The organism is Neorhizobium sp. IRS_2294, from assembly GCF_050500145.1.
GTDB lineage: Bacteria > Pseudomonadota > Alphaproteobacteria > Rhizobiales > Rhizobiaceae > Neorhizobium > Neorhizobium soli.
In genome coordinates this window covers 1,045,711-1,069,331 of sequence record NZ_CP191440.1, presented here as the reverse complement: position 1 = coordinate 1,069,331, position 23,621 = coordinate 1,045,711, and the positions used below count along the sequence as shown (strand labels likewise).

Genomic DNA, 23,621 nt, shown 5'->3' with positions numbered 1-23,621 from the left:
TGTATTCTAACTGGGCCCGTAGGTGAGCGGCGGACATAAACGGAGGCCGCGATACACTTCTTGAACGGCCTCTTGCGCCGCACGCAGATCGCACTGGTGCCGCTCACGTCCTGGCCCGACGGCCCCGGGCCGGCGGAGGTTCCATTGCTTGCCGATGGCATGAACCCGATCCTACGCGTTGCAGACGATTGGCGCTTACCCCGTCACGAAACGCGCACGGAGGTCTTGGCGCGCTGCGGCGTTCTGCCCGATCCGATCTACAAATGGCCAGCGCTCGTCCTGAACGACGCCGAACTCCTGCCAGGTGCACTTGCGCCCTGGACGGCAAGCGCCTTTGAGCGCATCCCACCCCAGTTCCCGATTAGCCGTTTCACCGCCCTTGCGTGGTTCGAAGACGACGCGCACGCCAACCTTCGGCGCGTCGCCGACAATCTGACGGCATCGCTCGGGCCCACGCCGGTCGGTCAGCGATGGAATACCATCGTCGCCGCGTGGCGGTCGGGGCTGGCTGAGGTCTCGCTGACAGCCTGGCCGCCGGAGTGGCAATCGCAAGATCTGCAAAACCCGTCCGAGGATCGCGACCCTCGCCTCAGGACCGCCTGCCACGTGACGCTGACGACGGGCTTCCGCCTGCCTCTAAGCGCAAGAGAACGAGAATGGGTGACAAGCTCCGTGCCTCTCGCATTCGAGGGGGATGTCGGGATAGAGCGCATGGCACAGGCTGGCCGCCTTGCGCCGGGCGAGACAGAACTCGAATATGTGCGCGACCCAGAAGACCTGGTCGAGGACCGGCGGCGAATGCTTGGGCTGTCAGCAGACGGCGAAGCGCTGATTGTGGTTTCGGATCAGCTCTTCGTCATGCACCGCACCGAAATTCTGCATTTGGAGGTCATTCGTATGACTCCGGCCAAGGGCGGGGGCGGCTCGTCGCTTCATGCCCATTGTTACACGCATGCACCCGGCGCGGACAACCAGTCTGTGTTCCTGGCGCAGCACAGCGATCCGGACGGCATGACGGCGCTTGGGCAAGAACTCGGCGAGCGGCTCGGTTGTTTGGTCGAGGTCAGCCCCTACTACCCGGATTGCTGACCAAGTACGGATGACGGCTGAGACCAGCGTAGATAGCATTGCCGGAGTGAAACGAACAGAAGCGGGCTCGCTACTGGAAGGCAGCAGGACGGGCGCATACCGGTCCAAGACTGGAACCAAGTGGCGCGAAGGAGTGCTTGACCGTTTACGACGGCTGGGCACCTTGGAGCTTCTCGTCCTCCTCCCCATCTTGCCGGTCGCAGCGGAGGCGCACGAGCGCGGTTACGCCGAAGCAAAGATCGCCTCGCCCGCACGCACTAGCCGCGCGGGCGTCCGTCTCGCCTTTTCCTGTTGGTGAACTGCCCCGTCGCGGCATGCTGGTCACGACCGGCAACGTCCTGTCGCCGCTGGCTCGCTGAATCGTCATTGATCTCGACCTCATGACGATCCGGCAGGCAACGACCCGTCTAGCCGATGCGGGAGGGCCGGTGGAGATCGAACGCGAACGCACCGACGCCATTTCGGAGGACGAGCGGCGCAACGTGATTGCGTCCGGGAACGAGGTCTGGATCATGCCGGATCCCGATCCGCCAATGATCGGGGAGCCGACTGACCAACTGTGCAGCGTCGCCCTGTTCGATGGCGACGACGTCCTGCAGGAGGTCGGCTCCGATTGTCCAAGACCACGTTTCGTCGCAGTGCTGGAAGCGTTGGCGGCGTCCGCCAACCGGCGAGCCAATTCGCAGGGGCATGCGCCGGCTCCTCCTTCCGCGGAGGCGTCGATCGGCTCAGCGCACAGCGATCCCGATGGCACGCTGGTCCTGCGGCTGCGAGCCGAAAGCGAAGACGGGTCCGTTGTCGGACATGGTGAGTTGCGCTACCAACCGAGTAACCAGAACTATGACCGTGTCCTGCGCCATTTGGGACCGATCCCGCCGGGTGGTGAGGTTCTTGTTTTACCGTTTCCACCACGCTGGCCAGACGAAGTTGCGTCGCCTCAGCGACCAAGGTCGTAGGTCGCCGTCGCAATCACCTGGGCGCGGTCACGTCGTGCACCCGGCGCGTCGGCACGGCTGAGGACCAGCGCCAGCTTTGGCTCCTCGCGCAGTCGGAAGAAGGTCGAGACCATGCCCTCTTGGCGCTCCTCGCCGATGCGCTCCCAGCGATCAGAGAAGTCCGGCGAGACGGCGATGGCTTCGGCCGCCGGCTGGAAGTCGACCCCGCCGCCGCCCGTGATGTGGCACATCGGAATGTCGCGCGAGACCACCAGCGCGTAACCCTCGTTGGGTCCGGCATTGATCCGCCAGTAGCGGTTGCCGCGTCGGAGGGGCTCAGGGGGGAGGAGCGGCTCGGGCAGTTTCTCGGTCTCGTACACCGCGCTGCCAAGATCGATGGCCGCCAGGAAGCGCGTCGGATCGTTCAGCCAGCTTGACGGGTCGAGGACCCAAGTCTCGCAGCCGCGCAGTGCGCCCTCCAGACCGCTGCGCAACGGATCCGCGACAGGACCATCTTGCGCCGATGCGGATCCGGAGATGGCAAGTAGCATCGCGGAGGCGAGCAGCAGGCGGGACAAGCGTTCCATGTCGATGCAACACCTCATGCGCAGCATTATCGGTTCTCCAGACCCTTTGAGGCGCGCTCGGTTCTGATCATGTCCGCTTCCCGACCGATCTGGTCTCGAAGGCCCCTCAGTCCTGCCCGCATCCGCTCGTGTACAACCGGATCCAGCGAAGGATCGGGATAACGTGCGTCCCAAAGCAGCACGGCGTCGATCGTCCGCTGGAGCTTGGGGATATCGCCGAATGCCCAATCATTGACGGGCGGCCCGAGTGTCTCGAACAGCGACGAGAACAGAGCGGGTTCGCCGCTCGGGTCCAGAGCTGGGCTGGCGTTCAGGCGTGAGCGCCAGCGAAGTTGTCCGGCATAGAACCAGAACGTCGCCTCATCACCGCTGCCCGCCTGCATCAGGGGTGCCGCACGCAGCATGATTTCGCTGGGCAGCGCGTTACCCGCGGTCTCGGCACCTAGCGGCAAGGCCGGCTCCTCTGCGAAGGCAGGTGAAGGACCAAGAAGAAACAGGGCTGCCGCAGCAAGGTGCGGGAAGATGGTGCGATAAGACATGCGGCGCGGTGGCTCTCTACGGCTTCTGTCGATACAGGAGAAACGTGAACGGCAGTCTAGCGGGTGGACGAGCAATTGTGCACGCCATCAGCTAGGCGGGACGCAAATCCGCATGTCGCAGCTCCATCGTCGACGATGAACGCGTCCAGCCACCTCGCGACCCTCAGTCGCACAGCATTTTCACTGAGCTTTGTCAGCGCCAAACTCACCGTTAGTTCCACTAACCGGCAATAGACAAAGCCGTCCGCCTCATGAGCCAGCGCACCCCTACCCTCCTTCGCAGCTTGAGTTTCAGCGGCAAGCCATCCGTACTCTCTTGAGAACTTGCTTAGGCCGCGAGACGCGGCGGTGTCCCAGAGGCTGCTTTCTTCAAAACCTCGAACAACACAGCGAACCGTCGGTCAGCTTTGGCTAACACGCTTGCGTCCGCAATCGGTAGTTCGATTACGCCGTGGAGCGAACGAGCGAGATTTCGAGCCGCCTTCCGTAATGCCGGAGAAGCCAAAGTGCCGGCCTCCCCAATCTCCATAGCGATTGCATACATCTGCCTATGGCTTTTTGCTTCGATAGCCGCAGCAAGCCATAATCTCGGGTGATCGTTGGTCATAAGCCACTGTACGCCCCAATCCGAGAATGGTTGCAGTCGTCGCAATACGTAGTCAACCTCACGTTAACCAATACATCGAACGCTCATCCACGAGACGCGACTCCTACCATGGCAGTCACGGCAATCATAAGCACGGTTACCCAGACCATCGACGTTGATAGCCCCTCCAACGCGAGCAATGCACTTGCAAATACGACGCCGATTGCCTGGGAAGTCCGCAGAAGCGCGAAGATTTCCGGTCGTCGTTCAGGAGGGGCAAGAGCGTCCAGAGCGAGTGAGTAGTAGGTGCCAAGAGGGGTGAGCACTGCACCTATGAGCAGCGTTCCAGCAATGGTTACCGCCATCGAATGATTGGCTGCTGCGAGCGCTAACCCACAGGCCATCACGGCAAGCTGAACAAGCACGACCTTTCGCGAAGCGATGCGGTTTCGGACGCTTATCCAGATGCCTCCGGCGACGGACGCGATGCAGAGCGGTACGGTGAACAGGATGGCGAGAGCGGGTTCGTAACCAAAGTTCAGTGCCAGCGCCACGGCTCCGATTTCAATGACGGCGACCGTTGCGCCACCTCCTGCTGCACACGCGAACCACATGAGCACTTCCGGGGTAAAAACTGTCCCGCTGAATGTCGGAGGTTCATCAACACGGTGCACAGCAGTCCATGGAACAAAAATCGCAGGCAACGACCCAAGGATCATCAGCGCAACGAGAGAAAATATCGGTGAAAAAGTCGAGAGCCCGGACGCCGCTACCGGGGCCATGACGAAGGTTACCTCATTCAGCGTCGACGCAATCCCAAGCGCTCTTGGTAGTCGCGTGGTTGGGACGAACTGGTTTAGCAACGATCGCAGATAGCCATATGCTGCGCCGTTGACCAAGCCTGCCACCCCCGCGAACAGCACCAGCCATGCAAACGGAAGCTGATATTCTGCGCCGATAACAATCGCGGCTAGAGCTACAGCGCGAAAGCAGACCAGTAGCCTGAACACCGTCGCGGCCGATAGGTTCTTCCCGGCTCGCGCCAACGGGACAGCGCCGACCATCTGCGCCACCGTCATGGCTAAAATCATGGCTGCGCCGCCCCTTGTATCTCCAGTACGGCTGAGCGCGACGAATGAAAAGGCGACAGGTCCCGCAGCCTGCGGCACTGTCAGCGTGGCCGATGAAGCGTACCAGCGGACAAGCGCCCACTTTTTCGGTCGTTGGCTGTCGTCGAGGACGGTGCTTCCCTGTTCCGATGTCTCCACTGGACTGACCACGCTAATGCGTAGCCGATAAGTCGACCGCAGTACGCAGTCCATCGACTGCCTCTGAGACCCGGACGCGTGCTTCAGGTTGAAGCCCCAGAACTGGACGGGGCGGCTCGAAGCTTCCTACCCCAACTATATCCGCGATTGCGTACATGACACGAAAGCTTCCGAACTCCTTGAACAGAGACCACAACGGTTCGAACGCCTTGTTGACGCGCTCCGCTCCCTCGATGTCGCCGGATTGAGCCGCTCTGGTGAGTGCCAAAGCCTCTGATGGCAGAAGCCGTGCGACAACGCTGTACCAGGCGTCGGCTCCTGCCAGCAGCGCGTCGGCAGCACCCCAGTCTCCACTATAGCCAGTCGCAAAAGTAGATGCCGTGTGACGTCGGATAGTGGCCATCTCGGAGGAGTAATCCCCATCGGCGGGCAGCGGCATCTTGATGGCCACGATGTTTGGAACCTTGGCGAGCCTCTCGATCAGTCTAACGCTGAACGTGAATTTCGTGGTGCTTGGGTTGTTGTAGACGCAAAGGGGAAGCTGTCCGACGTCAGCGACTGCCTCGTAGTGCTCGTAGACCTCCTGCTCTGTAAGAGGCGTGTAGGACACAGGAGCAAGGAGAAGGCCATCCGCCCCTGCCTCTCTGGCATCCCTCGCCAACGCCTGAGCCTCGTCTGTCCGAAGCGCACCGACACCGACGATGACGGGTATCGTCCCCCCGACCGTCGCCAGCGCGGTTTCCACGGCGCGGCGTCGCTGATCACGAGACAAGAACGCGTATCCCCCGGTGCTGCCGAGAAGTCCGATGGAATCCGCGCCCGCTTCCTGAATACGGTTCAGAATGATCGCCAATGCTGACGTATCGACAACGCCAGCCTTGTCAGTTGGAGTGATGGGAAATGCCGACAGGCCTTGAAACAGGGTCATCAGGTTTCCTTCGTTATGAGCGCGAAAGCAGGAGCTTCTTGCTTGCCGCTCCATACAGGACTGCGAGGGTGCCCTCGATCCAGCGACGGGCGCGACGGTAGATACGGATCATCGGCGCGGTCGAGAACAGCAAAGCGTAACCGCCGATGATGGTTCCTTTGCTTGAAATCAGACGCGACTTAGCAGCTTGAACGCGATCAGCCACATGACGCATCCGATGACGGCTTCGAGAATGCGCCAGGACAACGGTCGGGAAAAGAGAGGCCTCAACCATATCGCGCCGTATCCAAGGGAAAAGAAGAACAGGAAAGACCCTGTCACCGCCCCAGCGGCGAACTCAAATCGGTGTTCGGGAAACCGTGTCGAGACTGTCCCGAGCAGCACGACCGTATCGAGGTAGACATGTGGATTCAGCCATGTGAGAGCCAGGCACATTGCCATCGTTTTTGCAAAGCTGGTTGAGAGGCTATCACTAACTTCCAACGCGCTAGAGCCTCTCAACGCCGACATGAAGCTTTTGGCGCCGTACCAGATCAGAAAAGCAGCGCCGCCATACCGCATGACAGGATCGAGCCACGGCAGAACTTCCACGATCTGCTGCAAACTGGTGACGCCCACGACGATGAGGATAGCATCGGAAAGGGCACAGGCCAGGCATACCGCGAAGACGAATTCGTTTCGAAGTCCCTGCCGCAATACAAATGCATTCTGCGCACCGATGGCGACGATCAGGCTTAGCCCTACCGTCATTCCGGTGAAATAGGTCGAAAAATCCATCTGGACTTGCTCAAATGTAGATGAGGTCGGAGCGAGATAGACCCACGAGCCGGATTAGGCTAATTAAACCCGCTAACCTCGGTTAAGTGAAACTAATGATCGATTACTCTGCGCTTCGTGTTCTGCTGGCTGTCGTTCAATCCGGCAGTTTCGAAAAGGCAGCCGCGATGATGAACGTCACGCCCTCGGCAGTATCGCAACGCATCAAGCAGCTAGAAGAACGGGTTGGAGCAGCGCTTGTAGTACGCGGCTCTCCCTGCGTGGCGACAGCAAAAGCCGAACAGCTCTGTCGTCACATGGAAAACGTCGGCATGCTGGAGCACGACCTGCTTGAAGGACTGCCTTCGCTGGCTGACAAAGACGACTTTCGACAACGCGTCACCATAAGGATCGCCACCAACGCCGACAGTCTCGGGACATGGTTTTTGGAAGCCATGTCAGAGTTTTCGAAATCGTCGAGCTACCTTTTGAACATCTCAGTCGATGATGAAGATTACACTGGAGATTGGCTTCAGCAGGGGAAAGTCGTCGCCGCTGTATCAAGTTCGGAAAGGCCTATATCGGGCTGTCGGCGTTTTCCGCTTGGCGCACTTCGATATTACGCGACCGCTAGTCCGCAGTTCATTGCCAGCTATTTTGCCGACGGCGTCACACCGGAGGCGTTGGCCAATGCGCCGACGCTGACGTTCAGCCAAAAAGATCGACTTCAATCGCAATGGGTTCGCCGCACACTCGGTACTGACGTTCATTTGCCGACTCATTGGATGCCGTCGACACAAAGCTTTCTCGACGCCACGCTAATGGGTATGGCGTGGGGGATGAACCCTGTCTACCTCGCCAGAGACCACTTGTCAGCTGGTCGCCTCGTTGAGCTAATCCCAGATACCCCTGTGGATATTGCCTTATATTGGCACATCAACCGGTTGGCAGCGGATCGCCTTGCTAAGTTGACATCGACAATCGTGGATGTTGCCAGGCGCTCTCTTGCTCAGGCGGAGTGAGTGCTCAGGCCGATTACAGACATCGTTGAGCCCAACGCCTTGAACCAATCCGAACCGACGACCAGTCAGTTGATCGGCATCAAGGTACTGAAGCTAGGTGATAATCTTTTTCATATCGGGCGACGACGAATGAACAGTTCGGATCTTATCCAAGGTCACAAGATCGCGGTGCGAACGCAAAAATGGTGGCCGGCTGCGATGAAATCGACATTCCGGAAACTGCTACCTTGTCGGTACTGGCACTCGCAAGCCAGCCATTCATTGGGGAAACAAGTACTCCCCCAATCGAAGCCGATATGGTTACTGCGGGCTCACAACGAGCATCATGCTCAAGTAACACTGTCCGATAGAAACCTCGCAGTTACGTTCGCAATCCATGAATGGCTTGTCGAACCCAATCGAGTCTCCGTTGCGGAATAAGCCCGTAGTTGTAAAAGTTAATGCCATCGGCGCCGCCATCGATTGCCGCTCGTGCGCGCGCCGCAAGTGCCTCAGCCGAGGTGACTTCGGGATAAAACACCCGAAATCCGGCTCCGAGATACTTTTCTGGTCCGAGAGCAGTACGACCGGCCTGCATCAGGTCTGACACGGCGTCCGGCTCCATGGAGTAGCAGCACAGAATCGCACCGTCGCAGATCATGCCGACTGCGGCGAGATCGACGCCGCCGAGCCAGCCGTCTTTAAGGTCGATGAGAACAATGCGCGTTGCCGGATCGGCCGCGGCGCGGATCTCCGCCACGAGGCTCGTGACCGGCTCCGTACGCCAGCTGAGGTAACTATACAGGTCGGGCCAGGCACGGAAGGCATCGATGCCCTCCGCCGGGAAACCGGGAACCTGCGCCTCCGGCACCTCCCGCTCGCAAAGCTCGACGATAAACCGCTTCACCGTGTCGCGTGCTCCTTCAACCGCAACACCCGCCTTTTGCGCCCGCGCCATGCAATGATCACAGAAGCAGAGAGACATGAAAAAGTCATCCTCCGGCAAAAGCCCGACGCCGTCTTTTTCGTGATGATACTCGTGCGCGAAACCCATGAAACTCGGGCTTTCGAGCTCCACCATGTCGGGTTTGTAGCTCTGCGTAATCTCGGCGACCATAGTCACGACATAGTCGCGGGCGGCCGGGCTCGACGGGCAGAGATTGTAATAGTTGGCGTTGCCGAAGGCGTTGCGCGTCACATGTTCCGGATGGAGCATGCCGAGGCGCGTGTTGTGCAGGCAGACTGTCCAGCAGGAAACTTTTATGCCGCCGGTCGCCCGTGCCTGCTTCAGTGCCGCCAGCATGTCGCCGCGCTCGGTCACATTCTGGGCCATCAGCGGCCGGATTTCCTTTCCGACCCAGGTCGCGTCCTGCGGACGATAGTAGACCGTACCGTCTTCGGGAAAATATGCCTTCTGAAGCGGACTGCGCGGCTGGAGGAACCGCCCCGCATGATAGGAGGTCGCGAGACTGATGCTGTTGAGACCGGCGCGGTCTCGCAGTTCGGCGGTGGCTTCGACAAGTCCCTGGTCCTGAAGGTCCCAGGGATAGGTCCACATGGAAAGATGCATGGCGCTGCCTTTCGTCCGTTGAAATGAAGTCCACAAGGTAGGATCGAATGGCCCAGTCAGCCATCGATCGGCTCGGCCACCTGAATGAGGCAATCGCCTGCCTGGCTGTCGCAATGCAACCGGCTCGAAATGACGACGCCGCCTTCGGCAAAAAGCAGCGCCTCCTCAGGTTGATCCAAACGCTCGAGGTCGTGATACCAGCCTGCAATGTCCCCTTGAAGGACGGCAGCGCCGAGCCGGACGGCCGGCTCGAACCAGCCGCGTCGCTCCGCATAAATACCCTGACTATGGCGTGACAGGGACAGCAGTTGCAGGGGACCCGGTGCTGGCAAAGGTTTTCTCGACAGGATCGGCCCGTCAACGATCCCGAGTGTCAGCAAAAGGCGGTCGATGGCGCAAGCTGTAAACGCCATGCTATCCGGAGTGACCGTTCCACCGCCGCCAAATTCGCCCGAGAGCCCGATCGCGCCGGCACGGCTGGCGGCACCCATCGATGTCGGCGCGGACTGACCATTGTCGGCGATAAAGGCATGGGAACCGCCCATGGCGGCTAGAAGTTCGGCCGAGCGCCTGAAGCGAGCGTCATCCGCCTGTCGCTCGATCAGGGTGCAGGGGAGATGCGCCATGGATGTGCCGCCCGAATGAAGATCGAGGACAATGTCGTGGAAGGGAAAGAGCTGTGTCTCGAGAAAGTGCGCTAGGCGCGCTGTCGGCGTGCCGAAGGGATCGCCGGGAAACGCGCGGTTGAGATTGCCGCCGTCAAACGGCGAGCAGCGTTTTGCCGCCATGACCGCCGGCACGTTGGCAATTGGCAGGATGGTCATGGCACCCCTGATCTTTGACGGCTCGAGGTGCCGGATCAGGCGCGCCAACTGAAGTTCACCTTCATACTCGTCGCCGTGATTGCCTGCCATAAGCAGGATGCTCGGCCCCTCGCCGTTCTTCAGGCGCAGGACGGGAATACGGATCTGGTAGTAGGGCGAACGGTCGATCGAAAAAGGGATCGCGAGAAAGCCGGCCTGTCGGCCCTCTTTCGCAAGATCGATCGGATTGACGAGGCCACTGTGCATTTTGTCTCCAGTCTAACAGCGCAAAAAGTGGGCGCGCCGCGGCGTATGTTGAAGGTCGACCCATGCGTTCAAGACGCTCGGTCATTCCGCCAGGCGTCGAGTCTCCGACGAAAGAAATGTCGGTACCGAAACCGGCACCCTACGATCCTCAACCAAAGCTCGTGAGATAGGCATGCCTCACGCGATGATCGGGGCCGAGCCCATAGACGACGGCATGTCGGTCGAGGCAGGTGCAGGGATGCGAAATGCCGAACGCGATGACGTCGCCGACAGCAACCGTGCTTTGCGCGCCTACCCGTATGAACGCGTGCTGGTCATTGAGCCGCAGCACCTCGCATCCCTCCAGATCGGCCCGGCACTGCCCGTCGCGATAAAGCGCAAGCGGTCGCGGCAGACCTTGATCGTTGGCGACATCGCGCAAACCCATGGCGCAGATGGCAAGTCCGGTTTCCGGGCAAGACAAAACTTCCGCCCAGATCCTGAGCGCGGGAACGAAGGCCGCAGCTGCGGACTGCACCAGGCCGTGCCGGACATAGCCGCCGCGGGCATCAAGAGCGGCAAGCCCGCGCTCATAGATCCCGTGATCGTGGAAGAAGATGGCGCCGCTGCGCAAAATTAGGCGGCAGCCCGGATCGGCCGCCACCGCATCGGAGAGCCCGGCAACCACCATGTCAAAAAAAACGGAGCCCCCCGCAGTGAGGATCAGGGGGCGCGCGTCGGCGAGGCGCCTCCGTAGCAGGACCAGAAATTCGGACGTCATTTGCAGAAGCCCGCGGATGCGCTCCGCCGTTTCCCGGGCGTCGCTGGTTGCCGCTGCACCTTCATAGGCAGCAATGCCTGTCAGACGGAGCTTTGGCGTTTCCGAAGCAAGAACGAGATCCAGGATATCCAATCCGGCCTGCACCGTTCGCGCGCCTGCCCGGCCGGCACCGAATTCGATAAGAAAGCCGAGCGCTGGCAGGTCGTCGCGTTCGCTCCAGGCCTGGCGAAGAGCTTCCACTAACTCACGCGAGTCGACGAAGATGTGAACTTCCGCGTCCGGGAACCCGGCCAGCAGCGCAGACAGCCGACGCGCGGCCGCAACCCCGCCGATTTCATTGGCAAGAATGAGCCGTCTCCGGCCCGCATTCAGGAACACGCTCAATTGGCGGATGTCGGCAACCGTTGTTCCCCATGCGCCGGCCGAAAGCAGCGCCTCTGCCAGTGCCGGTGCCATTGGAGTCTTGGCATGCGGAGCAATCTCGACACCATGGTCCTTCACAAAGCCCATCATCGCCTCGATGTTGCCGGCGAAGGCCGCTTCATCCAGCGACATCAGCGGCAGTCCCATAAGACCGTCGTAAGGCTTCCAGTTCTGTGAGCCGATCGCCTCAAGCGGCAACGGTGGGTGTCCCGGTGGAAAGCCACGGACACGGTCGTCGAGGAGAGGAGTGGACGTGGTGCTGAGGGTGGCGTCAGACATGGTTTTCTCTCATGGCAGGCGTTTCGACCTCGGCAAGGCCGAGCCGGTAGGTGTTGTTGGCAGTGGTGAAGAACAGCGATGTTTGCTCATCCAGCGACAGCGGTTCGGCGGCGCGGCGGAACACCTCGTAGACCTCGTCGAATGTGGCGTGAAGGCCGGCAACCGGAAAATCGCTGGCGAACATGCAGTGGGCAGCGCCGAAGCTTTCAAGGCAGTGCTCGATGACCGGCCTCAGGCTTTCGAAGCTCCAGCCGTGGTCATAGGCGACCAGATCGGAAATCTTCAGGCGGATATTGGGCTCTTCCCCGAGAGACGAGAGGCCGTCTCTCCAAAGAGCCATCCCCTCCTCTGTCCGATCCGCCGGACTGCCCCCGTGGTTCAGGACGAAAAGCGTCTCCGGAAAGCTGCGAACCAGATCGCAGGCCTCATGCATCTGCCAGGGATAGAGCATCAGGTCGAAGACCAGGCCGAGACCGGACAGATGCGAAAGCCCCAGACGCCACTGCGGATCACTCATCCGCCCGGCATGCGGCGCAAAGCTTTTGGTGGCATCCGGATGCCAGCTGACGATGTCGCGTATCCCGACAACGCGCGGATTGGTCGCTTCGGCCTCGATCTTGATCCTCGCTTCGGGATCGTCCAGCCGGACACGGGCCACATAGCGCTCCGCAATGCCGCCTGTGTGGTCGAGTGTGTCGAGCCACGCGCTCTCCTCCAGCGGATGACTGTCCGACCAGCCTGCCTCCACATGAACGGTGGCCACGATATTCTGCCGCGCGGCATCCCTGGCATAGTCCGTGACGCCGTAGTCCCGCAGCAGGGGCGACATCTGGCCGAACACCATCTCGCTTGATGCACCAAACTTCTTTTCCAGCCAGGGATGGCGCTTGAGGCCGAGATCCCAGAGATGATGATGCGGGTCGATCACCGGTCCGTCATAGCGCGTCATCGGCGTGCCTCCCTGCCCGAGATCAGCAGCAGGCCAAGAATGAGGGACCCGAACATGATCGAACGCCAGCCGGGCGAGGCGTTGACGACCGTGATCAGTGCCGTCGTGGTGACCAGAAGGAGGGCGCCGGGAATGGTCCCCGCATAGGTACCGCGCCCGCCGAGGATTGAGGTGCCGCCGAGCACGACCGCCGCAATCGAAGTGAGCAGATAAGGATCGCCGATCCCCACATAGCCCTGCCGGTTCATGCCGAGCAGAAGAATGCCGGCAAGCCCAGCAAAGAAGCCGGAGAGCGAGTAGAGGATGAGCGTATTGCGCGTTAGGCTGACGCCCGACAGGCGGGCGGCGAGCGGGTTGGCACCGAGAGCGAGGAAGCGTGCACCGATCGGCATGCGATGGATGAGCATCAGCACGACAGCCGAGACGACGACCCACAGAACCACACCTGCAGGGACCCCGAGAGGTCTTGTCTGGCCGAGTAGGATGACGGCCGGGTTCTGGACGGTTACCGCGCTGCCGCCCGCAACAAGGACGAGAACGCCTTGCAGAAATGTCGCCATGGCCAGTGTCATAATGATCGGCGGTACCCTGAGAACCGCAGCGCCGAGCCCGTTGAGAAAACCGATGCCGATCGCGATGGCGAGTGCCAGGACGACGCCGACCAGTCCCGTCGGATCCCAGGCCGGCGACAGAAGCGGCAGCAGGATGGCAGTGACGGTGATCACCGCGCCCACGGACAGGTCGATGCCGCCCATGAGGATCACCAGCGTCTGGCCGGCAGCAGCGATGCCGATGACAGATGCAAGCTCCAAAAGGTAGCGCAGATGCCCAAAGGCACCGAAACCGCGCAGCGTGAGACCGGCAACTAGCCAAACGAGCGCAACGAGTAGGAACGTCAGAAGTGGCGGATTGCGAAGTATGGTCTTCAAGAGGCTCATCGGTTGGTCCTCCAGCGTCCTAGTAACTCAGGTACGGCCACGGCTCCGACGATGATGAGCCCTTGCGCGACATATTGCGCGACCGGAGGGAAACCGAGAAAGAACATGACGTTGATCATGACTGACAGCAGCAGGCTGCCGCAGACCGCCCCCCGCATCGTTCCCTTGCCGCCGAGAAAGCCGACACCGCCGAGAACCGCCGCCGCGATAGAGTTCAGGGTAAAGGGTGTGCCAATTATGGGATCGCCCGAACCCGTCTGAGCCGCCACGAATAGCCCGGCAAGCGCGGCAAGAAGACCCGACAGCGCGAAGGAGACGATCTTTACGCGATCGATCGGCACGCCGGACCGATACGCGCCAACCGGATTATCCCCCGCGGCATAGATGCCGAGCCCGAGGGGGGTAGCGAGGAAGATTTTCCAGAGGCCGAGGATAAGCACCAGCAGCAGGAATGCCATCGGCGTATGGCCCGCCAGCAATGTGGAGAGCCATTCCGGCACGAAGCCGCCCGGACGCGGCAACATGATAAGAGCGACGCCGGAAATAATGAAGGAGCCAGCCAGCGTGACGATGATCGCCGGAAGGCGCAGAAGTGCAACGATTGCGCCTGTTGCCGCCCCGATGCAAAGACCGGCAGCGGCGACCGCGAGAAATCCACCAAACGTGCCGAGGGGTCCGCCCATGGTCGTTGCGGCAATGACAGCGCCCAGACTGACCATCGGACCAATGGCAAGGGTAATGCCGCCGTTCAGCATCAGCAGCGCTTGCGCCATGGCAACCAGTGCTAGCGGAAACCAGTTCTGCGTGAATTTTGAAAACCCGCCGACCGACAGGATACCGGGAAAAAGCACGGCATAGAGGATCAGAAAAGCGGTAACGACGATGTACAGGCCGAGAAGGCCACGATTTCGCCGGCGTTGCACGGCGCGGTAAAGGCTCGATGAGGTTGCAAGGGTCATTGGGCAACCTCTTCTCTAACGATGCGTGTCTCGCCATCGGCCTCGATCCCCATCGCGGCGCCGACGATCGCTTCCTCCGTGATCGCGTCCCCGCGCAACTCCAAAACGACCCGGCCTTCCCGCAGCACGAGCACCCGGTCGCAGAGATGAACGAGTTCCGGCGTATCCGAGCTTGCAAGGATGACAAGACGGCCCTCGCCTGTAAAACGCCGCAACATCTTGTAGATTTCCCGCTTGGTCTCGATGTCGACGCCGCGCGTGGGATCATTGAGAAGCAGGACGCCAGGATCCAGCGGAAGCCATTTCGCCAGAGCGACCTTTTGCTGGTTTCCACCAGAAAGCGCCTGGACAGGTCGCGCCACGTCACCCTTGATCATGAGCTGGCGGGCAAGATCGCCGATCATGTCGGCCTCAGCGCCCCGGCTGCGCAGACCCCGGCGCGCCAGCTTGGCGAGCGACGGCAGGATGATGTTCGAGGCGATCGAATGCGTCAGCACAAGACCTTCATGCTTCCGGTCGGCCGGCACATAGACAATGCCCGCGGCATTGGCGGCGGCAACATTGTTCGGAAGCCCGGATTGACCATCGATCTTCGTCTCGATGGATCTCGCTGGAATGGCACCATAAAGGCCGAGAAGAAGATCCTCCTGCCCCTGCCCGACCAGCCCTCCTATACCGAGGACTTCTCCGGCGTGCCCGAGAACATCGGCGTCGCGCACAATGCCGGCGGAAAAGCCCTTCGTGCGGAGGCGAAGAGGGCCCGGCACGATGTCTGGACGAGGCGGAAAGAGTGCGCCGGTTTCGCGACCAACCATCAGCCTGACAAGGCCTTCCCCGTCGATGCCATCGAGCGACCGGTCGGCCGTGATGCCGCCGTCCTTCAGAACTGTGACATGCGAGCAAAGCGCGCGGACTTCGTTCAGCCGATGGGAGATGTAGAGGACGGCCACACCACGGTCCCGCAGCGTAAAGATGACGTCAGCAAGAACGCTGGCCTCATGGGCAGAAAGGGATGATGTCGGCTCGTCCAGGATGAGGACGCGTGGCTTGGCAAAGAGTGCCTTGGCTATCTCGACCATCTGGCGACGCCCGAGTGACAGGCTCGACACTGGCGTATCGAGCGGCTCTGTGACCCCGACCAGTTCGCAAACATCCCGCGCTCCACGCGCAAGCGCGCGGTAGTCGATCAGGCCGAACCGCTTCGGATAGGCACCCAGCCCGATGTTCTCGGCAATCGACAACTGGCTGGCAAGGCTTAGCTCCTGCTGCACGACACCGATCCCGGCCGCCCGCGCCATGGACGGCGACAGCCGGGCCACGGCTTTCCCGTCGATGGCGATCGTGCCCTCGTCCGGCGTCAGGGCGCCGGACAGAAGATTGATCAGGGTGGATTTGCCGGCTCCGTTTTCGCCGAGCAGGGCATGCACCCTGCCCGGCTGAAGGGCGATATCGATGCCCTTCAGCACCGGGTTGCCGAAAAACCCCTTGAAAACCCCGCGCGCCTCCAGGATCGGCCGAACCTCTGTCACGTCGAATACCTCACTGGGCGAGGAGTTTATCGAACAATGCCTTGTCATAGTCCGAGTAGATATATCCATCGGCCGGGAAGTTTTCGGCGCGCGCAAGGTAACTCTCAACGGAACTGTCGTCGATGACCGGCAGCGGAACCTTGATGAAGGCTGGAACGGTTTTTCCTTCCAGAGCCTGCACCGCCGTATAGACCGAAAATGCACCCAGCCAGTTCGGCTGCATTGTCGCCCATCCCTTCAGGCCCTTCTCCTTCCAAAGTTCAAGGAACTGGCGGGCATTCTCACCCGTGATCGGTACTTGGTCACGCCCCTGACGATCAAACGCCAAAACGGAACCGGCCGAAAGCGCGCCACCGAGGGACAGCACCCCGTCGATCTCCTGATTGGCGAAGAGCAGGCTGGTCATGGCTTCCTGGGCAGGCGCGACGTTGTACTCCGAGTTCGTTTCAGTGATGACTTCGATGTCCTTGTTGGCATCCAGAACCGGCTGCGCACCCTTGCGGCGATCGTCTGAAACCGAAATGCCGGCCGGACCATTCATGACGATGATCTTGCCCTTGCCGCCCAGTTGGCCGACCAGCCACTTTGCTGCGGCCCCGCCCCATTCGGCGGAGTCGGTGTTGATCTTCGCAGTCACCTTGTCCGTGTTGACGAGACTGTCGAAGTTGACGATGGCGATACCCTTGTCGCAGGCATCCGAGATGACGCGGTCCAGTGCGTTGGAAGAACCGGCGATGACGACGATGGCATCAACATTGGCATCGATCATCGACTGGATATGCTGGATCTGGGTTTGCGCATTACCCTGGGCGTCGGTGATCATCAGGTCCTTGACGAGGCCGGCCTTCTTGAGTTCGTCGACTTCGGCTGTGATGGTACCCTCGGTCTGCTTCATCCAGGTCGGCACCGAATAGATATTGGCCCAGCCGATCGTGTAAGGCGCCTTGCGGTCACCCTTGATGCATCCCGATGCAGCGGATGCACCACTTGCAGTAGTCGCAACCATGATTGCGGCAGTCGCTGCTGCGGCAAGAAGACGGCGCATGGAGGCGCAGATTGGCGTCGTGACGGTGATCATGTCGTTCCCCTTTTTTTGAAGGCGGCAAGGTTGTGAACAAGGCTCTGCGTCGCCGCTTGATGACAACGTTACCATCAGCGATAGTGGAGTCAATGACAACGTTATCATTCGCGCAAGAATCCTATTGCATGTGCTGGGCACCGGAGAGCATCCAAGGCTGGCCTCCCCCAAGATCTGGCGGTTGCCTGTCACCAGAGCGCGGATTAAACATCATCCGGAACAAAAGATTGGAGACCAATGGCTATCGAGCGCAAGGAAGACGAGACGACCTTCGTATACGACGAGGTCGTACGCATCACCGGCGCCGGTGGATCAAAGCCAGTCCTGTTTGACGGCCGAGAAAAGGGAAAGCTGGCGCGGGTCGCTATTGGTGACGTCGCGCGCCTAGCGGAGGTTGCGCCGATCACGGTCTCCAGGGCGTTGCGAAATCCGGAAAAGGTCAGCGCGGACAAGCGCCAGCGTATTCAGCGTGCCGTCGAGCAAACCGGCTACAGCGTCAATCCGCACGCGAGCGCGTTGAAAAGCGGCCGGTCAAATGTCGTGCTGGCGTTCGCATCCAACCTAATGAGTGAACAGTTTTCCTCTGCATTAAAAGCCTGCGCTGCCGTGCTGGAAGACGCCGGCTATCTTTTTCTTGTGGGTCAGACCTCCTATTCCTATGAGCGCGAAACCGCCGCCATCCGCTCCCTGCACGCGATGAAGCCTGCCGCCGTCATGTTCACGGGTGTCATAGAGCTGGAAACCAATCGGGAGCTCCTGCGCGGACTTGGCATACCCATCATGGAAACCTGGGCTTTGCCGCGCGACCCCATCGACATGCTGGTCGGGTTTTCCAACACGGAGGCTGGACGACGTGCTGCAGAAATGTTGCACCGGAAGGGTTACCGCTCGGTCTCCTACATCGGCCGGCGCAGTGGGCGCGGTGCCTTGCGCCTGCAGGGCTTTCGCAGGGAATGTGAGGCGCTCGGATTAACGTTTGTCGGCGAACATCTCATCGACGATGTCAATGGAGTTTCGGACGGACGACGCCTGATTGCCGCTGCATTGTCCCAGCCGGTCAAGCCGGAGGCGCTCTTCTGCAGCAATGACGTGCTGGCGCTCGGATGCCTGATGGAAGCCCGCCGCCTGAACATACGCATACCCGACGATCTCGGCATTCTCGGTTTTGGCGAAAGCGACATCGCCGCCGAGATCCCACCCGGCCTGACGACGATAGGAATCGACAGCGCACTGCTTGGTCGCGAAGCGGGTGAAATGCTGATCGCAAGCCTGTCTGGAACGCCGCCCGCTCTTAAATTGAAGTGTCTTGAACTGATCGAAAGCGAACGGGGCAGCATCTAGTGGATGATAACGGTCTCGGTCAGCAGGATAGGCTTAACCTTCATGCTGACATCGCTCACGACCGTTCCATTGTTGACGTACAACTATCTGTGGCAATTAACTCCACCCACTTAAGTGCATCAGAGGTCTTAAGGGAGATTGAACTTTCGGCCCGGCAGTTGGGGAAGCTATCCCTATGAATTCACTGACTACGATCGAGACCTCGAACGACGCCCTGCGCAGAGAGTCGCAGTTCCGAAAAGGGTGTTGAGTCACCGGGTGCGACACGTGATGTATGATCGGCCCTGGTGAAGCCTCTGCCTTTTCAAGTCCCTTAAGCCAAGCTTACAGCCATCGAGATATGAGCCTTGTAAGCATACACGTTGCGTGGTTTCATCTACTTGAGCAATGATAGCCTCTAGCGGGACGCCGGGTCGCCGATGACTGGCGAAGTCAGTATGTTAAGGTACGCCATGGGCTATTTCGCAAAGCTCGCCGCGAGTTGGAAACAACTACCAGCTGCCGCAAGCATTGCGGTCACGATGGCAGCGCTTCCGGTTTCGCTCCCTGCCCAGACAATTGAAGGCGTCACGCTGGGAAGCGACAGTGCTGTACCAAACCGTTTTGGCAATCCGCAGAAAACCGAAACTGTCGCAGGCTACACAACCAACCAATACGGGCTGCCGAATGGCGTCGAATTCTCTGTAACGCTTGAGCTCTCCTCAAACCAAATAGTATCGCTTCAGCAGTCGTGGTCAGGGAGCCAGGTTGGTCCATCTGCTGGTTTCGGTGATTTACGCTTTGGACGGACCAAATTATCGGACATCCGGTCTAGAACTTCCAGCAATGGTCTTCTGTATGAGAAAATCCTACCCGTGGCTGCAAACTCGTCAGGCTCAGTTGAGTTCTCTGCATTCTACGACGTCACAGCGACTGCGAACGTCGTCCGCTTCATCACATCCATTGACCAGGAAGCATTGGGCAACTTACGTCAACGATACGGTGACAAGGCGTACGATAAGGTAGGATCGTCCGCGGTTCTCCGGTCGCTGACTATCTCGACGAGAGATTATCTGGAGAGGGCCACCGGCGCGGCACGCGTACTGGACACTGGCTACACCCCCCTGACTTGGGCGCTGTCGTTTGCGACCACGAATGTCGTTGAACGCGGCATTTCTCTAGCCCGAATCAGGCCTTCACAGTTGCCTGTATCGCGGGTTTACGAAGGTCCCCAGAATTTTCCGGACTTCAACGGTCGGGACAGCAATTTTAGCAGGTACCGCACTGGAATCACCAATGCGATGACAGGAGGCCCGACATTCGCGGGTGAGTATTCGGTTATACAGATCGGGTGCGGAAGTAGCTGTTCGGTTGCCTATGTAGCGAATAGCCGTACAGGCGAAGTGTTCGACGCCCCTGTTGGGGGGCAAAATAATCTTTCCCTCAAGCTGAAGTACGAACTGAAAAGCAAACTGCTGATTTCCCAGTGGGGCGACTACGACACAAACAAATGCTTTGTTCAGTTCTTCAGCTTCGACGACGGGTCTTGGACTGAGCTGATCAGACGAGAGGTCGGTACACTGGACGCCTGCGCCAAAGAGGTCGCATCCAACATTAAGTAGAAGCGAATATTTGGCGATTGCCTGCTCGATCACAACCTCCTAGTGTGGCTGCAAATCACTGGGTAACCCGTATGCAGCCGGACTCAAACAGAATAGAATTTCCGAGCCAATTCGCCCCTTACCTCTCCGACGCGGTCGTACGCTTTCGATACCTCAATCCAGGCATTCAAGTAAAAACCGGAGACGGTTTCGTGCTTATATCGAGGACTGGGGCTGATTTGATGTCCAACGACCTCGAGCGCCATTTCCTATTTTGTCTCTATCGGCAGAAGGTATATGCAGAGACGCTCCCGCTCCGCACTACTCTGATCGCTGGGGTGACAGGAATTTGACCGTCTTCCCTCTCAAATTTCGGCAAACAGCCGACGGCGACGTCCTGTTCTGCGACGACGCGGGCGGCTTTTTCAAATCGGATGACGCATTTCTATCACGCTATGCCCACGACCAGTTCACAGCTGACGACGATGCATTTTTGCTTCGCAACGGTCACGCTTTCGAAGAGGTAGGAGACCTCGCCTATTCCGGCTTCGAGTACCGCTTTGCGAGCCGCTTATATGCCCCAGGACCTTTGGACTACATCATCCTCGTTCCGACCCTGAGGTGCAATCTTGCCTGTGGCTACTGTCAGGTATCCAGGGTGAATGAGAATACTCCGGGCTTCGACTGGAGCAACCAAACGCTCGAAGCTGTGCTCTCTTTCCTCGGTACGATCACGGCACCCAAGATAAAGATTGAGTTTCAGGGCGGAGAGCCAACGCTCCGCCTGGATATCCTCAGTACAGTTCGCGATTTCTGCAGGTCCCGGTTCGAACGCTGCGAATTTGTCGTATGCACGAACTTGCAGGACGTGTCGGATGAGGTCTGGAGCTTCTTGAGCCTGACCGACGTCTACGTGAGCACGTCCCTCGATGGGGATGTGTCCACACACGAGCTTCAACGGACGTTTAAGTCAGCGCGGACGGCTCAGTTCGTCGAAAACCTCGATGCCGCGATCGCACGCCTGGGCAATGGTAAGGTCTCTGCACTCCCCACAATCGATCCCCGGCGGCCACCGGAGCCTAAATCAGTAATCGAGGCGTACACAAGCCGAGGCATGAACTCCATTTATCTCAGGCCGGTCAATTACCAGGGGTTTGCCCGTAAACGATACGATGCGCGGGCATCATCATCGGCCTGGAATGCCTATCATTCCAGCTTTATCGACGAACTTGTGGAGTTCAATTTCACGGCCGAAGTCCCCGCCGAGGAATACTACTTCGTTCATTGCCTGCGCCGAATATTGAGAGCCGGACATAACGGCCACGTCGATCTTCGTAACCCTAACATTGTCGGACATGGATACGTCGTGATCGATCACGACGGTAAGATCTATCCGACGGACGAAGCACGGATGGTGAGTCGTGTCGGGCAGTTCGATCTGTCGATGGGGGACGTCTTCACTGGCATGACGATGGCGACGGTAGATGCATTGAACGAGGAAGCTTCGAACAACTTTCATCCTGACTGTGTCCACTGCACTTACCAGGCTTATTGCGGCATTGATCTTGTTGATGACCTCTCCCGCTACGGACGCATCGATCTTCCGAAGGACCAGACCGATTTCTGCCAGCGGCACCTTGCGCTCTTCGACAAGATCTTCGCTATGATCTACTCCGATGATCCGAAAATTCGGAAGTCACTTGCGATCTGGGCCGGAGTTCCGAGCTTCGATGCTTCGATCGCCCGGTGTCATCAATGATCGATCTCCGCCTCAAAATCGACCCACTTCCGATCGTTGAACCTCTCGTCATCAGGCTTCGCAACGAGCCACAGAACTGCCAGACCGAGCACGATGCTGTGCTGGTGGATACAGAGGGCACAAGGCTCGAATACGACTACAACGGGTTTTCATTTGGGCTGCACAGACAGGATGACGAGAATTTCGACGGCGACGTTATCTTGGCCTTGCCGGGACAACGTATAGCCCATCGGCTGATCCGTTCGAAGTCGCCTCACAACACGTTCTTGGTGACTGAGCAGTGCGACCAGTTGTGCGTCATGTGCTCACAGCCGCCTAAGAAGCATCATGCGGATTTGTTTTCTCAGTTCGCTCTCGCTGCAAGTCTCGCCCCCCTCAACGCAACGATAGGCATCTCCGGCGGAGAGCCTTTGCTGCACAAGGAGCGATTGTTCTCAATGGTTGAAACTGTTGCCTCAACCAGGCCAGACATCAGGTTCCACATTCTCAGCAACGGTCAGCACTTCGTCACTGAAGACATACGGCGCCTGGTGGCCATGGGTACGGAGAGGATACTTTGGGGCATTCCGCTATATGCTGCAGACGGGCTCACCCATGATCGTATCGTGGGAAAAGATGGTGCGTTCCAAAATCTGCAGCGCGGACTTGGCATTCTCATAAAAGCGGGGGCTTCCATCGAACTGCGTACTGTTGTCATGCAGCAGAACAAGGACCGATTGAGCGATCTAGCCAATTTTCTATTCACACGCCTAAGCTGTATCGATGTTTGGGCAATCATGCAGATGGAACGCATCGGTTACGGGCGAATGAACTGGGCGACGTCGTTCCACGACTCTTCCGCCGATTTCACACAGCTGGCGAGGGCGATCGATATGAGCGCAGCGCGCGGCATCTCTGTCGCTCTCTACAATTTTCCGCTCTGTTCGGTGCCTTTGCAATACCGCGAGTTTGCCTTGTCAACAATCTCAGACTGGAAGCAGAAGTATCTCGATATTTGCGAGGCATGCGGCTCCCGTGCAGCTTGTGGTGGTTTCTTCGAATGGTATAGTCACAAAGAGGGGTTTGCGGGATTGGGGGCGTTATGAAGAAAAGGCTATTCCTAATTCCGTCGCTGATTGCTGCGGGATTTTTGCCATCTAAGGCCGGGGCAATCGTGCCAGGTGACTTCGTCACCGCCAAAAATGGACAGCCATCCGTGCTCGAAAGGCTGAAGCTCAAGCATATCTTCTCATTGGCGGGACACAGATCTCATAGCTCGCACCGTTCGCACTCGAGCCACCGCTCCAGCAGCAGCGGCGGCTACAGTTATCGAAACTACAGCCCCCCTACCTACACGGCTCCATCGGCCCCGTCATACACGCCGCCCGCTCCGACCTATACCGCCCCCGCGCCTGTTTATACTCCGCCAGCGGCCCCAGTTGCGCCGGTAGTAACTCCGCCCGTGGCTGCCGCACTTGCGGCACCACTCAAGACGCTGCCTGGCAACACAGACAAGTTCAGACGCATCGCGATGCAGGTCCAGTCCGCGCTAACTGCTTACGGGTACTATACCGGATTGATTGATGGAAAAGTTGGTCCGAGTTGTAAGACGGCGTTGACCGCTATGCAAACGGACTACCGGCTGAAAGTCACCGGGACAATTACCCCTGAAGTCCTTGATACATTCGGAATCGTGGCGAACTGAAGTTCCCTCAAGA

The 23,621-nt window shown here is 59.3% G+C and carries 21 protein-coding genes and 1 pseudogene; 8 read left to right on the top strand and 14 right to left on the bottom strand.

Going from position 1 to position 23,621, the window contains the following annotated elements:
- The first annotated feature begins 60 nt into the window (after nt 1-60).
- Together ACQY1K_RS22085 and ACQY1K_RS22080 are read left to right on the top strand one after the other, a co-directional pair.
- Complete coding sequence (locus ACQY1K_RS22085; RefSeq protein ID WP_430259487.1) at nt 61-1,089, top strand: hypothetical protein; 1,029 nt, start codon at nt 61-63, stop codon at nt 1,087-1,089.
- Nucleotides 1,090-1,469: 380 nt separating this feature from the next.
- The gene (locus tag ACQY1K_RS22080; RefSeq protein ID WP_062458139.1) at nt 1,470-2,045 is read left to right on the top strand and encodes a hypothetical protein; all 576 of its coding nucleotides are present in this window, start codon (nt 1,470-1,472) and stop codon (nt 2,043-2,045) included.
- Here the strand turns inward: ACQY1K_RS22080 and ACQY1K_RS22075 are convergent.
- From ACQY1K_RS22075 to ACQY1K_RS22050, 6 genes and pseudogenes are all read right to left on the bottom strand, one after another.
- Nucleotides 2,027-2,629 (bottom strand): hypothetical protein, encoded by a 603-nt coding sequence (locus tag ACQY1K_RS22075; RefSeq protein WP_430259485.1) that lies wholly within the window; start codon nt 2,627-2,629, stop codon nt 2,027-2,029. The genes ACQY1K_RS22080 and ACQY1K_RS22075 overlap by 19 nt on opposite strands.
- Nucleotides 2,630-2,637: 8 nt before the next feature.
- Nucleotides 2,638-3,150, bottom strand: coding sequence for a hypothetical protein (locus tag ACQY1K_RS22070; RefSeq protein WP_062458144.1), 513 nt, complete (start codon nt 3,148-3,150; stop codon nt 2,638-2,640).
- Nucleotides 3,151-3,840: 690 nt separating this feature from the next.
- On the bottom strand, nt 3,841-5,004 hold the full coding sequence (locus ACQY1K_RS22065) for an MFS transporter (RefSeq protein WP_430259483.1): 1,164 nt from the start codon (nt 5,002-5,004) through the stop codon (nt 3,841-3,843).
- 13 nt (nt 5,005-5,017) lie between these two features.
- On the bottom strand, nt 5,018-5,932 hold the full coding sequence (locus tag ACQY1K_RS22060; protein ID WP_430259481.1) for a dihydrodipicolinate synthase family protein: 915 nt from the start codon (nt 5,930-5,932) through the stop codon (nt 5,018-5,020).
- 13 nt (nt 5,933-5,945) lie between these two features.
- Nucleotides 5,946-6,086 (bottom strand): annotated as a pseudogene (locus ACQY1K_RS22055) (LysE family translocator); the annotation flags it as partial.
- A 14-nt stretch (nt 6,087-6,100) separates the two neighbouring features.
- The gene (locus ACQY1K_RS22050; protein WP_430259479.1) at nt 6,101-6,709 is read right to left on the bottom strand and encodes a LysE/ArgO family amino acid transporter; all 609 of its coding nucleotides are present in this window, start codon (nt 6,707-6,709) and stop codon (nt 6,101-6,103) included.
- Between the two features lie 95 nt (nt 6,710-6,804).
- Between ACQY1K_RS22050 and ACQY1K_RS22045 the strand changes: the two genes are divergently transcribed.
- Entirely contained in the window at nt 6,805-7,710 is a 906-nt protein-coding gene (locus ACQY1K_RS22045; protein ID WP_430259477.1) for a LysR family transcriptional regulator ArgP, read from the top strand.
- A 361-nt stretch (nt 7,711-8,071) separates the two neighbouring features.
- Here the strand turns inward: ACQY1K_RS22045 and ACQY1K_RS22040 are convergent, their stop codons facing one another.
- The 8 genes from ACQY1K_RS22040 to ACQY1K_RS22005 all read right to left on the bottom strand — a co-directional run bounded on the left by ACQY1K_RS22040 (nt 8,072) and on the right by ACQY1K_RS22005 (nt 17,244).
- Entirely contained in the window at nt 8,072-9,259 is a 1,188-nt protein-coding gene (locus ACQY1K_RS22040) for a hypothetical protein (RefSeq protein WP_062458159.1), read from the bottom strand.
- Nucleotides 9,260-9,315: 56 nt separating this feature from the next.
- A complete protein-coding gene (locus tag ACQY1K_RS22035) occupies nt 9,316-10,329 on the bottom strand; it encodes a succinylglutamate desuccinylase/aspartoacylase family protein (protein ID WP_062458162.1) in 1,014 nt (337 codons plus the stop codon).
- A 148-nt stretch (nt 10,330-10,477) separates the two neighbouring features.
- Complete coding sequence (locus ACQY1K_RS22030) at nt 10,478-11,791, bottom strand: alanine racemase (protein WP_430259475.1); 1,314 nt, start codon at nt 11,789-11,791, stop codon at nt 10,478-10,480.
- Nucleotides 11,784-12,740: an amidohydrolase family protein gene (locus tag ACQY1K_RS22025; RefSeq protein WP_062458165.1), complete on the bottom strand. Its 957-nt coding sequence runs from the start codon at nt 12,738-12,740 to the stop codon at nt 11,784-11,786. The genes ACQY1K_RS22030 and ACQY1K_RS22025 overlap by 8 nt, the downstream gene beginning before the upstream one ends.
- Entirely contained in the window at nt 12,737-13,678 is a 942-nt protein-coding gene (locus ACQY1K_RS22020; protein WP_062458168.1) for an ABC transporter permease, read from the bottom strand. The genes ACQY1K_RS22025 and ACQY1K_RS22020 overlap by 4 nt, the downstream gene beginning before the upstream one ends.
- Complete coding sequence (locus ACQY1K_RS22015; RefSeq protein WP_062458171.1) at nt 13,675-14,637, bottom strand: ABC transporter permease; 963 nt, start codon at nt 14,635-14,637, stop codon at nt 13,675-13,677. The genes ACQY1K_RS22020 and ACQY1K_RS22015 overlap by 4 nt, the downstream gene beginning before the upstream one ends.
- Nucleotides 14,634-16,166, bottom strand: a complete 1,533-nt coding sequence (locus ACQY1K_RS22010) for a sugar ABC transporter ATP-binding protein (RefSeq protein ID WP_062458172.1) — start codon at nt 16,164-16,166, stop codon at nt 14,634-14,636. The genes ACQY1K_RS22015 and ACQY1K_RS22010 overlap by 4 nt, the downstream gene beginning before the upstream one ends.
- Nucleotides 16,167-16,176: 10 nt before the next feature.
- A complete protein-coding gene (locus ACQY1K_RS22005; protein WP_062458175.1) occupies nt 16,177-17,244 on the bottom strand; it encodes an ABC transporter substrate-binding protein in 1,068 nt (355 codons plus the stop codon).
- Nucleotides 17,245-17,481: 237 nt separating this feature from the next.
- Here ACQY1K_RS22005 and ACQY1K_RS22000 point away from each other — a divergent pair, with 237 nt between their 5' ends.
- From ACQY1K_RS22000 to hxsA, 5 genes are all read left to right on the top strand, one after another.
- The gene (locus ACQY1K_RS22000; protein WP_062458180.1) at nt 17,482-18,585 is read left to right on the top strand and encodes a LacI family DNA-binding transcriptional regulator; all 1,104 of its coding nucleotides are present in this window, start codon (nt 17,482-17,484) and stop codon (nt 18,583-18,585) included.
- A 452-nt stretch (nt 18,586-19,037) separates the two neighbouring features.
- Nucleotides 19,038-20,186, top strand: a complete 1,149-nt coding sequence (locus ACQY1K_RS21995) for a hypothetical protein (RefSeq protein ID WP_430259471.1) — start codon at nt 19,038-19,040, stop codon at nt 20,184-20,186.
- 328 nt (nt 20,187-20,514) lie between these two features.
- Nucleotides 20,515-21,924: a His-Xaa-Ser system radical SAM maturase HxsB gene (gene hxsB, locus ACQY1K_RS21990; protein ID WP_430259469.1), complete on the top strand. Its 1,410-nt coding sequence runs from the start codon at nt 20,515-20,517 to the stop codon at nt 21,922-21,924.
- A complete protein-coding gene (hxsC, locus tag ACQY1K_RS21985; RefSeq protein ID WP_062458193.1) occupies nt 21,921-23,009 on the top strand; it encodes a His-Xaa-Ser system radical SAM maturase HxsC in 1,089 nt (362 codons plus the stop codon). The genes hxsB and hxsC overlap by 4 nt, the downstream gene beginning before the upstream one ends.
- Nucleotides 23,006-23,608, top strand: coding sequence for a His-Xaa-Ser repeat protein HxsA (gene hxsA, locus ACQY1K_RS21980; protein ID WP_062458196.1), 603 nt, complete (start codon nt 23,006-23,008; stop codon nt 23,606-23,608). The genes hxsC and hxsA overlap by 4 nt, the downstream gene beginning before the upstream one ends.
- The last annotated feature ends 13 nt before the right edge of the window (nt 23,609-23,621 follow it).